Origin of the sequence: Candidatus Skiveiella danica, assembly GCF_022705245.1 — a bacterium.
Classification (GTDB): Bacteria; Pseudomonadota; Gammaproteobacteria; order Burkholderiales; family Burkholderiaceae_C; genus Skiveiella; species Skiveiella danica.
The window spans coordinates 74,429-89,532 of the sequence record NZ_JAKJEW010000005.1; the positions used below are offsets into that span (position 1 = coordinate 74,429).

General features: G+C 64.7%; 10 protein-coding genes and 1 tRNA gene. 4 read left to right on the plus strand and 7 right to left on the minus strand.

Annotation, left to right across the window (positions count from 1 at the left end; all coding sequences use genetic code 11):
- Positions 1 to 95: 95 nt before the first annotated feature.
- The 7 genes from lon to ACMUOY_RS04420 form a co-directional block, all read right to left on the minus strand.
- Positions 96 to 2,522 carry an endopeptidase La gene (gene lon, locus ACMUOY_RS04390; RefSeq protein WP_413891478.1) on the minus strand — a complete coding sequence of 809 codons (2,427 nt, stop codon included), beginning with the start codon at positions 2,520 to 2,522 and terminating at the stop codon, positions 96 to 98.
- 118 nt (positions 2,523 to 2,640) lie between these two features.
- Positions 2,641 to 3,906 carry an ATP-dependent Clp protease ATP-binding subunit ClpX gene (clpX, locus tag ACMUOY_RS04395; protein ID WP_413891479.1) on the minus strand — a complete coding sequence of 422 codons (1,266 nt, stop codon included), beginning with the start codon at positions 3,904 to 3,906 and terminating at the stop codon, positions 2,641 to 2,643.
- A gap of 109 nt (positions 3,907 to 4,015) precedes the next feature.
- Positions 4,016 to 4,624, minus strand: coding sequence for an ATP-dependent Clp endopeptidase proteolytic subunit ClpP (gene clpP, locus ACMUOY_RS04400; RefSeq protein WP_413891480.1), 609 nt, complete (start codon positions 4,622 to 4,624; stop codon positions 4,016 to 4,018).
- Positions 4,625 to 4,749: 125 nt separating this feature from the next.
- Positions 4,750 to 6,063 carry a trigger factor gene (gene tig / locus ACMUOY_RS04405; RefSeq protein WP_413891481.1) on the minus strand — a complete coding sequence of 438 codons (1,314 nt, stop codon included), beginning with the start codon at positions 6,061 to 6,063 and terminating at the stop codon, positions 4,750 to 4,752.
- Between the two features lie 17 nt (positions 6,064 to 6,080).
- Positions 6,081 to 6,167, minus strand: a tRNA-Leu gene (locus ACMUOY_RS04410).
- A gap of 138 nt (positions 6,168 to 6,305) precedes the next feature.
- The gene (locus ACMUOY_RS04415; protein WP_413891482.1) at positions 6,306 to 9,479 is read right to left on the minus strand and encodes an efflux RND transporter permease subunit; all 3,174 of its coding nucleotides are present in this window, start codon (positions 9,477 to 9,479) and stop codon (positions 6,306 to 6,308) included.
- A 7-nt stretch (positions 9,480 to 9,486) separates the two neighbouring features.
- Positions 9,487 to 10,728: an efflux RND transporter periplasmic adaptor subunit gene (locus ACMUOY_RS04420; protein WP_413891483.1), complete on the minus strand. Its 1,242-nt coding sequence runs from the start codon at positions 10,726 to 10,728 to the stop codon at positions 9,487 to 9,489.
- Positions 10,729 to 10,808: 80 nt separating this feature from the next.
- On the opposite strand from ACMUOY_RS04420, the gene hpnC reads away from it, so the two are divergent.
- The 4 genes from hpnC to ACMUOY_RS04440 all read left to right on the plus strand — a co-directional run bounded on the left by hpnC (position 10,809) and on the right by ACMUOY_RS04440 (position 15,079).
- A complete protein-coding gene (gene hpnC, locus ACMUOY_RS04425) occupies positions 10,809 to 11,684 on the plus strand; it encodes a squalene synthase HpnC (protein WP_413891484.1) in 876 nt (291 codons plus the stop codon).
- A gap of 61 nt (positions 11,685 to 11,745) precedes the next feature.
- On the plus strand, positions 11,746 to 12,585 hold the full coding sequence (gene hpnD, locus ACMUOY_RS04430; protein ID WP_413891485.1) for a presqualene diphosphate synthase HpnD: 840 nt from the start codon (positions 11,746 to 11,748) through the stop codon (positions 12,583 to 12,585).
- A gap of 10 nt (positions 12,586 to 12,595) precedes the next feature.
- Positions 12,596 to 13,888, plus strand: a complete 1,293-nt coding sequence (gene hpnE, locus ACMUOY_RS04435; protein WP_413891486.1) for a hydroxysqualene dehydroxylase HpnE — start codon at positions 12,596 to 12,598, stop codon at positions 13,886 to 13,888.
- 108 nt (positions 13,889 to 13,996) lie between these two features.
- Positions 13,997 to 15,079 carry a PilT/PilU family type 4a pilus ATPase gene (locus ACMUOY_RS04440; protein WP_413891487.1) on the plus strand — a complete coding sequence of 361 codons (1,083 nt, stop codon included), beginning with the start codon at positions 13,997 to 13,999 and terminating at the stop codon, positions 15,077 to 15,079.
- The last annotated feature ends 25 nt before the right edge of the window (positions 15,080 to 15,104 follow it).

Below are 15,104 nucleotides of genomic sequence, written 5' to 3' on the forward strand. Positions count from 1 at the left end.
GTATACAACAAACTCGGCCAATTGACTTTGTTTGCTGCAATCCAAAAATTATAACCTATTTTTCAGCACTCGCGCAAGACGCATCGAATGTTCGCTCAATGCTTGACAGACTCGGTACCGGCAACGCCGGCCACCGCGCCGGACTCGGGCGCAACCGCTGCAGCCACCGTTTCCGGCAGCGGTGTGGGCTTGCTTTCCAGCGCGATATCGAGCGCCTGGTCGATCCATTTGACCGGGATGATCTCCAGGCCGTTCTTCACGTTTTCCGGAATCTCCTGAAGATCCTTGACGTTCTCTTCAGGGATCAACACGAGCTTGATGCCTCCGCGCAGCGCGGCCAGCAGCTTCTCCTTCAGCCCCCCGATCGCGGTCACTTCGCCACGCAAAGTGATCTCACCGGTCATGGCGACATCACCCCGCACCGGAATGCCGGTCAGCGCGGACACAAACGCCGTCGTCATGGCCGCGCCAGCACTAGGGCCGTCTTTGGGCGTGGCGCCGTCCGGGACATGAATGTGGATGTCACGCTTTTCGAAGACATCATCGTTGATGCCCAGGCGTCTGGCCCGGCTGCGAACCACCGTGCGCGCGGCCTCCACCGATTCCTTCATCACGTCGCCCAGCATCCCGGTGCGTGTGATGACGCCTTTTCCAGGCATGCTGGCCGCTTCGATCGTCAGCAGGTCGCCCCCCACCTCGGTCCAGGCCAGACCGACCACCTGACCGACCTGGTTCTGGTTCTCGGCACGTCCGTAGGAGAACTTGCGCACACCCAAATAGTCGTTAAGGTTGTCCGCCGACACCACCACCGGAGCCACCATCTTCTTCAACTGCAGGCCTTTGACCACCTTGCGGCAGATCTTCGAGAGCTCGCGTTCCAGCGAACGCACGCCAGCTTCGCGCGTGTAGTAACGCACGATGTCGCGCACCGCTTCTTCAGCAATCTGCAGTTCGCCTTCCCTGACTCCGTTGTTCGTCAACTGCTTGGGCAGCAGGTACTTCATCGCGATGTTGGTCTTCTCGTCTTCCGTGTAGCCGGACAGGCGGATGACTTCCATGCGGTCGAGCAGCGCTGAGGGAATGTTCATCGAATTGGATGTCGCCACGAACATGACATCCGACAGGTCGAAGTCCACCTCGACATAGTGGTCGGCAAAGGTGTGGTTTTGCTCCGGGTCCAGAACCTCCAGCAAGGCGCTGGACGGATCGCCGCGGAAATCCATGCCCAGCTTGTCGATCTCGTCGAGCAGGAACAGCGGGTTGCGGGTGCCGACCTTGTTCAGGCTCTGCAGCACCTTGCCCGGCATGGCGCCGATGTAGGTGCGGCGATGGCCCCGAATCTCGGCCTCGTCGCGCATGCCGCCCAGCGCCATGCGCACGTACTTTCGGCCCGTGGCCTTGGCGACCGACTGACCCAGAGACGTCTTGCCGACGCCAGGCGGTCCCACCAGACAAAGGATCGGCGCCTTGAGCTTGTCGACGCGCTGCTGCACCGCAAGGTACTCGAGGATCCGGTCTTTGACTTTGTCCAGCCCGTAGTGGTCTTCGTTCAGAACACTTTCGGCATGGGCCAGGTCATGTTTGATCTTGGTCTTCTTGCTCCAGGGCAGACCGGTCAGCACTTCGATGTAGTTGCGCACCACGGTGGCTTCGGCCGACATCGGCGACATCAGCTTGAGCTTTTTCAGCTCGCCTTCCGCCTTCTTTCGCGCCTCGGCGGGCATCTTGGCGGCCTTGATCTTCTTTTCGATTTCCTCGATGTCGGCGCCCTCTTCACCCTCGCCGAGTTCCTTCTGGATCGCCTTCACCTGTTCGTTGAGGTAAAAGTCGCGCTGGTTCTTTTCCATTTGCCGTTTCACACGGCCGCGGATCTTCTTGTCCACATTGAGGATGTCGACTTCGCGTTCGAGCTGCTCGTACAGGTTTTCCAGCCGTGCCTTGACGTCGGCCAGATCCAGAACCAGTTGTTTGTTGTCGAGCTTCAGCGGCAGATGCGCAGCAATCGTGTCGGCCAGGCGGCCCGGATCGTCGATGCTGGAGATGGACGTCAGGATTTCGGGTGGAATCTTCTTGTTGAGTTTGACGTACTGGTCGAACTGCTGCATGACCGCGCGGCGCAGGGCCTCGACCTCGCTGTGCATTTCACTGCCTTCGGCGGCCACCAGCGGCGTCACGGTCGCTGTGAAGTGGGATTCCCCATCATCGATGCGGTTCACGCTGGCGCGCTGCTGGCCTTCCACCAGCACCTTGACCGTACCGTCGGGCAGCTTCAGCATCTGCAAGATGGTGGAGACGCAGCCGACCTCGAACATGTCCGAAACGGCAGGCTCGTCCTTGGCTGCAGTTTTTTGCGCCACGAGCATGATCCGGCGCTCGGCTTCCATCGCGGCTTCCAGCGCCTTGATGCTCTTGGGTCGCCCGACAAAAAGGGGGATCACCATGTGCGGGAAGACCACCACGTCGCGCAACGGCAACAGTGGCAGGTCAATCGGGGTGGCAGGTAGCGGTATGTTTCCAGACATGGGAGTCCCTCGTGTTACCTGTTCAATATGGTCGTCCTGGCTGCATTTTCAACCTGCAGCCCGCTCCACGCGGGCAGAAAGGTTGAAAACCAGCTCGGTGGTGCACCTCGCGACCGCGTCAGGCCTTCTTCGCCGCTTCCCGGTACACCAGTAGCGGCGGCTTGTTTTCCTCGATGGTGGACTCGTCGACCACCACCTTTTCCACATTCGCCGCGTTGGGCAGTTCGAACATGGTGTCGATCAACGCCTGCTCCAGGATGGAGCGCAGGCCCCGGGCGCCCGTCTTGCGCGCCAGCGCCTTGCGGGCGATGGCCTTGAGTGCCGATGGCCGGATCTCGAGATCGACGCCTTCCATCGACAGCAATTTTCCAAACTGCTTGATCAGGGCATTCTTGGGCTCGGTCAGGATCTGAACCAGCGCGTCCTCCGTCAGTTCAGCGAGAGCTGCAATCACCGGCATCCGACCCACCAGTTCCGGGATCAGGCCGAATTTGATCAGGTCTTCCGGCTCGATTTCGTTGAACACATCGGTGAGCGAGCGTTGCTTCTTGCTGCGCACCGTGGCGCCGAAGCCGATGCCCGAGGCCTCGGTGCGGTTCTCGATGACCTTCTCCAGACCGGCAAACGCACCGCCGCAGATGAAGAGGATGTTGGTGGTATCGACCTGCAGGAAATCCTGGTTCGGATGCTTGCGTCCCCCTTGCGGCGGCACGCTGGCCATCGTGCCTTCAATCAGTTTCAGCAAGGCTTGCTGCACGCCTTCACCCGAGACATCGCGCGTGATCGACGGGTTGTCAGACTTGCGCGAAATCTTGTCGATCTCGTCGATATAGACGATGCCGCGCTGGGCACGCTCCACCTCGTAATTGCAGCTCTGCAGCAGTTTGGCGACGATGTTCTCGACATCCTCGCCCACATAACCGGCCTCGGTCAGCGTGGTGGCATCGGCCATCACGAAGGGCACATCGAGCATGCGCGCCAGAGTCTGGGCGAGCAGCGTCTTGCCCGAACCCGTCGGGCCGATCAGCAGGATGTTGCTCTTGGCCAGCTCAACATCGTCTTTCTTGGATTTTTCCTTGTGGCGAAGGCGCTTGTAATGGTTGTAGACCGCCACCGCCAGTGTTCGCTTGGCTTTTTCCTGACCGATGACGTAGTTGTCGAGGTTGGCCTTGATCTCGCTCGGCGTGGGCAGTTCGCCGCGTGCCTCGCGACCATCGGCCACCGCCGGCAGTTCATCGCGGATGATCTCATTGCACAGGTCGATGCACTCATCGCAGATGAAAACCGAAGGCCCTGCGATCAGCTTCTTCACTTCATGCTGGCTCTTGCCGCAGAAGGAGCAGTACAGGGTTTTTTCGGTCGAAGAGCCTTTTTTCTCGGCCATGTGGGCAGTGCCTCGTTACTGGGGTTCTGAATGATAACCAAATAAAAACGGCGCTTTCTGAGCCAGAAAACGCCGCTTCAGCGTCGTTGTCCGCCGTCTGGCGGAAGGTTCACGGGCGCTTGGCAATCACCTGGTCGATCAGGCCGTAGTCCTTGGCCTCGTTGGCGTCGAGGTAGTAGTCGCGCTCGGTGTCGCGTTCGACTTTCTCCAGCGGCTGCCCGGTGTTCTCAGCCAGGATCTTGTTGAGCTGCTGGCGGGTCTTGAGGATTTCCCGGGCCGATATCTCGATCTCCGTCGCCTGGCCCTGCGCACCGCCGGACGGCTGGTGAATCATGATCTTGGAATTGGGCAAAGAAAAGCGCTTGCCCTTCGCACCGGCGGAGAGCAGGAACGCGCCCATGCTTGCTGCAAATCCGGTGCACAGCGTGGACACGTCCGGCTTGATGAAATTCATCGTGTCGTAAATGGCCATGCCAGCGCTGACCGAGCCGCCGGGCGAGTTGATGTAGAAGGAAATGTCCTTCTCCGGGTTCTCGCTTTCGAGGAACAGCAACTGCGCCACCACCAGGTTGGCGGTCTGGTCGTTCACCGGCCCCACCAGGAAGATCACGCGCTCCTTGAGCAGGCGCGAATAGATGTCGTAAGACCGCTCACCGCGACCGGATTGCTCGATGACCATCGGCACCATGCCAAGGCCGTGGATGTCCATTGCGCTCATGTTTACTCCTGCAGATGCATTGACTGTACCGAAAAGGCGACGCCCCCAGACAAGGTGGGGCCTGTCAGGCAGACTGCAAGTCCGCCGCAGGCCCCGGCCGGATCCGGTCAGGAAACGCCTGGCATTCAGCCCGGCTGACCCATCAGTTCGTCGAACGAGACCGCTTTCTCGGTCACCTTGGCCTTGCCCAGGACAAACTCGGCGACGTTGTTCTCGATGACCACGGCCTCGACCTCGGCCATGCGGCGGTTGTCGCTGAAGTACCAGCGCATCACGTCGGCCGGCTTCTCGTAACTGGCGGCCAGCTCCTCGACATGGGCGCGCAGCTGCTCAGGCTTGGCATGGAGTTCATTGGAACGCACCAGTTCGGCAACGACCAGGCCCAGACGCACGCGGCGCTCGGCTTGGGGGCGGAACACGTCGTCGGGAATCGGCGCCTTGTCGGCGTCCTTGATGCCACGCTGCTTGAGCTCGGCACGGGCGCCTTCGAGCAGGCGCTCCACTTCGGCCTGAACCGCGGCCCTGGGCAGGTCCAGTTCGGCCTTGGCCACGAGCGCATCCATCACGGCCGTCTTGTTGCGTGCCAGCAAACGGAACTTGACTTCACGCTCGAGGTTCTTCTTGATGTCGGCGCGCAGGGATTCGACCGATCCGTCCTCGATGCCAAGTGACTTGGCCAACGCCTCGTTGACTTCGGGCAGGTGGGCCGCCTCGATCTTCTTGATCGTGACCAGGAAGTCGGCCGTCTTGCCGGCAACATCCTTGCCGTGGTAATCCTCGGGGAACGCCAGCGGGAAGGTCTTGCTTTCGCCGGCCTTCATGCCACGCACAGCCTCTTCGAACTCCTTGAGCATCTGACCTTCGCCGACGATGAACTGGAAGTCCTCGGCCTTGCCGCCGGAGAAGGGCTCGCCGTCAATCTTGCCTTCGAAATCGACGGTCACGCGGTCGCTTTCCTGCGCAGCCTGGTCATGGGCACGCTGGGCGAAGGTGCGGCGCTGCTTGCGCAGGATGTCGACCGTCTTGTCGATCGCGGCATCGCTGACCTCGGCGGTCAGCTTTTCGACCTCGGCGGTGGACAGATCGCCGATCTGCACATCGGGATAGACCTCGAACACGGCGTCGAAAGAGAGCTGGCCATCGGCGCCGTCTTCCTTTTCGGTGATGCGCGGCTGGCCGGCGACACGCAGGTTGGCTTCATTGGCCGCCGTGGCAAACGCTTCGCCCACCTTGTCGTTCATCACTTCATAGTGAACCGAATAGCCGTAGCGCTGGGCAACCACGTTCATCGGCACCTTGCCGGGGCGGAATCCGTCCATCTTCACGGTACGGGCCAGCTTCTTCAGGCGGGAGTCGACTTCGGACTGGATCACGCTCACGGGCAGCGTCAGCGTCATCTTGCGTTCCAGCTTGTCAAGGGTTTCTACATTCACAGCCATGGTCTTTCTCTCGTTAGTGGTGCGCGGGGGGGGACTCGAACCCCCACACCATTGCTGGCGTCAGGACCTAAACCTGGTGCGTCTACCAATTTCGCCACCCGCGCGGGCTTGAAAACAGTCACGGGCGGCCTGCAGGACGAGCGGCCAACCGCAACGACCTTCGACCACCCGCATGAAATCGGTCAACCTTTTATTTTAACCGCGAACGCCCTCGGTAGCGGCCAGAACGCCCCCACACACCCTCAGCGCACGACCACCGGCTCGCGCTTGACCCGGAACCAGGCCGCGTACATGGCCGGCAGGGCGAGCAGGGTCAGTGCTGTGGCGACGATCAATCCACCCATGATGGCCACCGCCATCGGCCCCCAGAAGACCGAGCGCGACAGGGGAATCATTGCCAGCACGGCGGCCGCGGCCGTCAGCACGATCGGGCGCAGCCGGCGCACCGCGGACTCCACGATCGCATCCCAGGCCGGCACGCCGCGGGCGCGGTCCTGCTCGATCTGGTCGATCAGGATCACCGAGTTGCGCTGGATCATGCCCATCAGGGCGATCACCCCCAGCAGGGCGACAAAACCGAAGGGGCGGTTCAGCGCCAGCAGCGCCACCGCCACGCCCGCAATGCCCAGTGGCCCCGTCAGGAACACCAGCATGGCACGGCTGAAACTGTGCAACTGCAACATCAGCAGGGTGAAGGTGATGAACAGCATGATCGGAATCCCGGCCGCGATGGACGCCGAACCCTTGCTGCTCTCCTCGACCGCGCCTGCCACCTCGATCCGGTAGCCGCCCTGCCCCGCCACGGCCCATTTCGCTTCCAACGCCTTGAGCTTCGGCAGCAGTTCGGTCGTGACGGTGGCGCCCTGCAGTCCTTCGACGATATCGCTCTGCACCGTGATGGCGTAGTCACGGCCTTCTCGCCACATCACGCCGGGCTCCCAGGTGAATACCGGCTTGGCGATCTGGGTCAGGGGAATCGACTTGCCGGATGCGGTGGGCAGGTAGGCGTTACCGATGTCGGTGATGGCATTGCGCTCGTCCAGCGGCTGGCGCAGCACGATGTCGATCAGCTTGTCGCCCTCGCGGTACTGTCCCACCGTGGCGCCGGCCAGGATGGTCCGCGACGCCTGAGCGATGGACTGGCTGGTCACGCCCAGCGCGCGGGCCTTGGCCTGGTCCACGTCCAGGCGCAGCACCTTGATCGATTCGTTCCAGTTGTCGTTCACGCCTCGCGTGTTCGGGCTCTGGCGCATGATGGCCTTGACCTCGTCGGCGCGCTCGCGCAGCACCAGCGGGTCATGGCCGACCACGCGGAACTGGACCGGATACGGCACCGGCGGGCCGTTGGGCAGCAGCTTGACGCGCCCGCGCACCTCCGGGAACTCCTGTGCCAGCAGGGCCGGCAGCTTCACGCGCAGGGATTCCCGCGCCTTCAGGTCCTGAGCCAGCACAATCAGCTGCGAGACGTTGGACTGGGGAAAGATCTGGTCCAGCGGAAGATAGAAGCGCGGCACGCCGGAACCCACCCACTGGCTGACCGAGGCGACGCCCGGCTGCGCCATCAGGCGCGCTTCGACCCGCTTGGCCACTTCTTCGTTGGCCGAGAACGCCGTGCCCTCCGGGTACCAGAGATCCACCAGAATTTCCGGGCGGCTCGAATCCGGGAAGAACTGTTGCTGCACCCTGCCCATGCCCGCAATGCCCAGGACGAACAGCGCCACGGTGGCGCCGATGGTGATCCAGCGGTGGCGCACGCACGCATTCACCAGACGGCGGAACGCGTTGTAGAAGGGGCTGTCGAACATCTCATGCGGTTCGTCGTGCGCCTGCCCGGCCTCGGTCGCGGCCACCACATGGGGTGGCGTCTTCAGCAGCAGCGTGCCGAGATAAGGCACAAAGTACACCGACACGATCCAGCTCAGCACCAGCGCAATCACGGTCACGGCAAAGATCGCAAAGGTGTATTCCCCGGTCATCGAGCGGGCGATGCCAATCGGCAGGAAGCCCGCTGCCGTGATCAGCGTACCGGTCAGCATGGGCATGGCGGTGAGCTCGTAGGCGAAGGTGGCCGCGCGCACCTTGTCGTAACCCTCTTCCATCTTGCGCACCATCATCTCGACCGCAATGATCGCGTCGTCCACCAGCAGGCCCAGCGCGATGATCAGCGAGCCGAGCGAAATCTTGTGCAGGCCGATGCCCCAGTAATGCATGGCCAGGAAGGTCATGGCCAGAACCAGCGGAATGGTGATGCCCACCACCAGGCCGGGCCGTATGTCGAGTGTCCAGCGGCGCCACAACGGATGCTGCCCGGGTCGTTTGTGCAGACCCAGGCTCAGGAAGCTGACGGCAAGCACGATCGCCACGGCCTCGATCAGCACCTTGATGAACTCGTTGACCGAATTCGCGACCGCCTTCGGCTGGTCCTGCACCTGCACCAGCTTCATGCCCAGCGGCAGCGCCTTGTCAAAGTGATCGGTGACCGCCTGCAGGGACTTGCCCAGCGCAATGATGTCGCCGCCCTTGGCCATCGACACCCCCAGCGCAATCACTTCCTTGCCCTGGTGGCGCACCTTGATCGCCGGCGGATCGATATAGCCGCGGCGGATGTCTGCGATATCGGACAGGCGCAACTGGTTGCCCGAGGCGCCGCGGATCGGCATCGCCTTCAGATCCTCGATCGCATTGAACTGGCCCGCCACGCGCACCTGCACCACGTCCAGCGGGGTCTGCACCGCGCCGGCCGATTCGACGGCATTCTGCTGGCCCAGTTGCGCCAGCACCGCGTTCATGTCCAGTCCGAGCAGCGCCAGCCGCTTCTGGGAAACCTCGATGAATAGCTTTTCGTCCTGCACGCCAAACAGCTCGACCTTGGCCACGTCGGGCACGCGCAACAGCTGCTGGCGCACGTCGTCGGCAAAGGTCTTGAGCTCGGCGTAGCTGAAACCGTCCGACTCGAGTGCGTAGATCACGCCGTACACATCGCCAAACTCGTCGTTGAAGAACGGCCCGATCACGCCCTGGGGCAGCGTGCCCTTCATGTCGCCAATCTTCTTGCGCACCGAATACCAGACATTCGGCACGTCGGCCGCCTTGCTGGAGTCCTTGATCTGGAAAATGATCTGCGACTCGCCGGGCTTGGAATAGCTGCGGATCTTGTCCGCAAAAGGTGCCTCCTGCAGCGTGCGCTCCAGCTTGTCCGTGACCTGCTCGGCCACCTGCTGCGCCGTGGCGCCGGGCCAGTAGGTGCGCACGACCATGGCGCGGAAGGTGAACGGCGGGTCCTCGTCCTGGCCCAACTGGAAGTAGGCGGCCACGCCCAGCAGCATCAGGACGATCATCAGGAAGCGCGTGAGCGCATCGTGCTCCAGCGCCCAGCGCGAGACGTTGAAGGATTTTTCGGGGTGTGCGTGCCTCATGAGCGCCTCACCGGGTGGCCGGGGCGCTGGACGAGGCTGCCGGCGCCGATGCCGACGTCGGGGCAACGGGTGCCGCCGGCGCAGAAGCTCCCGATTTCATAGCGTTCGACGACCGTTCGGCGATGGGATCTGGCCCGTTTGGCTTGTAAATCGTGACTTTTTGCCCTGGCGAGAGCACATGGACGCCCGCCGACACCACTTTCTGCCCGGGCTGCAGCCCCGATGCGATCACCGCTTCGTTGCCATCGGCGGTGGCGATCTCCACCGGCTGCGAACGCACCGTCATGGTGGCGGTATCGAGCACCCAGACGGCCGAGCCCTTGCCTTCCTGGCGCAGCGCGCTGGTCGGCAGCTTGATCACTCCACCGGCCAGCTGCGCAGCGGCCTGCGGGACCACGTACGCCGTGGCGCCCAGCGGCAGCGCCTCGCCCGCGTCCTTCTCGGACAGCGTCACCTTGACCGGGAAGGTGCGCGTCACCGGATCGGCGCTGGCTGCCAGCTCGCGCACCGTGCCGCGCAACGTGGGGCCGCCGTTCCAGGAGCGCACGGTGACCGCCGAGCCGACCGGCACCCGGGCCAGCTTGTCTTCCGGCACGGCAAACACCACGTCACGCGGGCCGTCCTGGGCGATGCGCACCACGGGGGTACCGGCCGCCACCACCTGACCGGCCTCCGCCTCCACGGCCGTGACCACGCCCGACACATCCGCCAGCAACTGGGTGTAACCCGTCTGGTTGCCCTGCCCCGCCTGCTGGGCCTGGGCCTGTTCCAGGGTGGCCTGTGCAGCCTTGAGCGTCGCCTCGCGGCGCTCCAGTTCGGCGCCACTGATGAAGTTCTGGTCCTTCAGCGCCCGGTAACGGGTCAGGTCCGCGGCGGCCAGGTCGCGCTGCGTGGTGGCCGACACCACTTGGGCGCGGCCCGCGTCCGCGGCCAGCTGATAGTCCCTGGGATCCAGCTGGGCCAGCAACTGGCCCGCCATCACACGCTGGCCCACCTCGACCGTTCGCTTCGTGATCTTGCCCGCCACGCGAAAACCCAGCCGCGATTCCACGCGCGCCCGGACCTCGCCCGCGTATTCCTGGCCCGACTCGAAGGCACCCAGGCCCACGGTGATCACTTTGACCGAGCGCACCGGTTCCTCGGGCGGCGCCGGGCGCGAACAGGCCGACACCAGCATCGCGGCACCGAGAATGGCAAGGATCGAACGGGCTGCAACCCGCTGTGAAGACGACAAGGAAAGCAATTGCATGGCCGGCTGAATCCAGTTACTGACTGACTGGTTAGTAATCTAGGGTAAATCCTGATCTCTGTCAAGCGACAATCCCCGCCGTGCCGTCTTCCCTGCCCCCACCCGTCGCGCCTGCCGGTACGCCTACGCTGGCCCCGCCGGTGAGCCACTACGAGAATTTTCCGGTGGCGTCCTGGCTGTGTCCGCCCCGGCTTCGTCCGGCGATCGCGGCGATCTACGCCTTCGCGCGCACCGCCGACGACATCGCCGACGAGGGCGACGCAACTCCCGACGCACGCCTGGCCGACCTGGCGGCCTATCGCGCCGATCTGCACGCAGCCGCCCGGGGCGAGTCGCCTTCGCCACGCTGGCCGCCGGTGTTCGCGCCCTTGGGCAGGGTCATCGCGACCTTCGGATTGCCGGTGCCCTTGCTGGACGACCTGCTCAGCGCCTTCGAGCAGGACGTCATCAAGACCCGCGACGGCGCCGGCTACGCCGACCGCGCCGATCTGCTCGACTACTGCACCCGGTCTGCCAACCCGGTCGGGCGCCTGCTGCTGCACCTGTACGGCGTGCGCGAGGCCGAGGCGCTGGCGCAGAGCGACGCGATCTGTTCGGCCCTGCAACTGATCAACTTCTGGCAGGACCTCAGCGTGGACATCCCGCGCGGGCGTTTCTACCTGCCCCAGGACCGCTGCGCGGCGCTCGGCGTGGATCCGGGCAGCCTCGAACAGACGCTGAGAGCTACTGAACTGATAGCAGAAAACGTCCAGTGGGCGCTGGTATTGATGCAAAAAGGCGCTCCACTCGTGAAAAAAGTACCCGGCCGGGCCGGCTGGGAGCTGCGCCTGGTGGTGCAAGGTGGGCTGCGCATCCTGGACAAGATCGTCGCCCTGCGCCACGCCACGCTGCGCACACGACCGCGCCTGCGCGCCTGGGATCTGCCCATCATGCTCTGGCGGGCGCTGTGGATGTGACAATCGACGCACCGGCGGGCGGGCCCATAGGCCTGAGCCGGTGAACGCCACCGCACCTGTCATGACCCCTGAAGCCTACGTCCAGCAGAAAGCCGCCGCCTCGGGCAGCAGCTTCTATTACGCCTTCCTGTTCCTGCCCAAGCCCCGGCGCGCTGCGATCACGGCCTTCTACGCGTACTGCCGCGAAGTGGACGATGTCGTGGACGAGGTGAGCGACCCTGGCGTGGCCCGCACCAAGCTGGCGTGGTGGCAGAGCGAGGTCCACAAGGCCTTTGCGGGCCAGGCCTCCCATCCGGCACTGCAGGCCTTGATGCCGCACTGCCCTGTCTATGGGATCGAGCCCCGCCACCTGCTGGCGGTGATCGAGGGCTGCCAGTTGGACCTGGAGCAGACCCGTTACCTCGATTACCCGGCCCTGCAGCGCTACTGCCACCTCGTGGCCGGCGTGGTGGGCGAGGTCTCGGCGCTGATCTTCGGTCAGACCGACCCTGCCACCACGGCCTACGCGCACAAGCTCGGCCTGGCCTTCCAGCTCACCAACATCATTCGCGACGTCGGCGAGGACGCGCTGCGCGGGCGCATCTACCTGCCGATCAGCGAGCTGCAGCAGTTCGATGTGAAGGCCCATGAAATCCTCAAACGCAGCTATTCGGAACGCTTCACCGCCCTGATGGCGTTCCAGGCCCGGCGCGCCCACGGCCTGTACGACGAGGCGCTGGCACTGCTGCCGGCCGCCGACCGCCGCGCCCAGAAGCCCGGCCTGATGATGGCCAGCATCTACCGCACGCTGCTGCGCGAGATCGAGCACGACCAGTTCAAGGTGCTGCACCAGCGCATCGCCCTGACCCCGCTGCGCAAGCTCTGGCTGGCGTGGAAGGTGCAGGCGCTGGGGAAGCTGTGAGGGTGGCCCGATGAAGCTCGCCGTCATCGGCGGCGGCTGGGCGGGCATGGCGGCGGCAGTGACGGCCGCCGATGCCGACCATCAGGTCACCGTGTTCGAGGCCGCACGCACCTTGGGCGGGCGCGCCCGCGCGCTGCCCTTGACCCTGCCCGACGGCCGCGACATCTTCGTGGACAACGGCCAGCACATCCTGATCGGCGCCTACACCGACTCCCTGCGCCTGATGCGCAAGGTGGGCGTGGACCCCGATCAGGCGCTGCTGCGCCTGCCGCTGGCCCTTGTCTTCCCCGACGGCACAGGCCTCGCGCTTTCTTGGGGACGCACACCCTGGGATGCGCTCGCCGGCATCCTGCGCGCCCGCGGCTGGGGCTGGCGCGACCGCCTTTCCCTCTTGCGCGCCGCCACCGGCTGGCAGCTCAGCGGCTTCACCTGCGCGCCGCAGGCCACCGTGGCCGACCTGTGCGCGCCGCTCACGCGCCGGCTGCTGGACACGTTCATTGAGCCGCTGTGCGTCTCGGCGCTCAACACGCCAGCGGCGGCGGCCAGCGGCGCCGTCTTCCTTCGCGTGCTGCGCGACGCGCTCTTCGGCGCGCCCGGCAGCTCCAACCTGCTGCTGCCAACCAAGGACTTGAGTGCGTTGTTCCCGCAGGCCGCTGCCGGCTGGCTGCGGCAGCAGGGCCACACCGTTCACCTGGGCCATCGCGTGCGAAGCCTCACGCGCGACGCGCAAGGCCCGGCGGGCCGCTGGTTGGCCGACGGCGAGCCTTTTGACCGGGTCATACTCGCCACTTCGGCATCCGATGCGGCCCATGCCAGCACGGAATGGTCACTTCATGCTCCCGAACCCATAGCATCCAGCCTGCGGAGCTGGGCGGCGGCGACACAGGCCTTGCACCATGAAGCGATCACCACCGTGTATGCCCTGGCCGCCAGCGGCCTGACGCGCCCGATGCTGGCACTGCCGGCCACCGCGCAGCACCCGGCGCAGTTCGTCTTCGACCGGGGCCAACTTGGGGGGCCGCGTGGTCTGCTGGCCTTCGTCATCAGCGCCAGCACCGGCGAGCGCGAGGCCCTGCAGAAGCTGGTCGTCGCGCAAGCGCGCGAGCAGCTGGGGCTGGACTTGGAGCCCCTTCGCACCATCACCGAAAAACGCGCCACCTTCGCCTGTACGCCAGGCGTGCAGCGCCCGCCCATGGCGGTCGCACCGGGGCTGCTGGCCTGTGGCGACTACATCGCCGGCCCCTACCCGGCCACGCTCGAAGGCGCCGTGCGCAGCGGCCGGGACGCCGGAAATTTGCCCTGAATCAACAAACGGCCCCGCAGGGGTGGCCGGTTGGGTCCGGTCGGATTAGCATGCCGACAGGGTGGGTTGCATGGCGCAGCTTGCCGGCCTTGAAAAAGGAGTCTTGGTATGGACAAGAACACGCTTCATGCTTTGCTGCGCAAGATGGTCGAGACCGATGCATCGGATCTGTTTCTGACCGTTGGCGCCCCGCCGCACATCAAGGTCCAGGGGGAGTCCTGGCCGCTGTCCGTCCCGCCCCTGCAATCAGGACAGGCACAAGCGCTGGCCTACTCGATCATGAGCGCCCAGCAGATCGCCGACTTCGAGCGGCAGCTGGAGGCCAACCTCTCCTACACCGCGCCGGACATCGGCCGCTTCCGCGTCAGCGTCTACCGCCAGCGCGGCGAGACCGCGATGGTGGCCCGCCTCATCCACGCGATCATCCCGGACTTCGAATCTCTTGGACTGCCGCCGGTCGTGCAGGACCTGGCCCTGCTGCGCCGAGGTTTGCTGCTGGTCGTCGGCGCTGCGGGCTCGGGCAAGAGCACCACGCTGGCCTCGATGATCGACCACCGGGCGCGCAACAGCCAGGGCCACATCCTGACCATCGAAGACCCGATCGAGTACCTGTTCAACCACGACCGCTGCACCGTGGACCAGCGCGAAGTCGGCATCGACACGCACAGCTTCGCCGACGCCCTGCGCAACGCCATGCGCCAGGCGCCGGACATCATCATGATCGGCGAGATCCGCGACCGCGAAACCATGGAGCACGCCATCGCCTATGCCGAGACCGGCCACCTGTGCGTGTCCACGCTGCACGCGGCCAATGCCAGCCAGGCACTCAAGCGCATCATCAACTTCTTCCCGGAAAACCTGCACCCGCAACTGCGCATGGACCTGTCGCTGAACCTGCAGGCCATCATTTCGCAGCGCCTGCTGTCCGGGCACGAGGGCAAACGTGTACTGGCCACCGAGCTGCTGCTGCATTCGGCCTATGTGGCCGACCTGATCCTCAAGGGCGCGGTCGACGAGATCCGCCACGCCATCGAGAAGAGCGGCGGCGTCGGCATGCACACCTTCGACCAGGTGCTGCTGGAGCTGTTCAACGCCGGTCGCATCGACCAGGACACCGCGCTGGCCAATGCCGATTCGCGCACCGACCTCAGCCTGCGCATGCGGGTGCACTCGGCTTACGACCCGCGCTGACGCCGCGCGAGCGATCCGGCCGCGC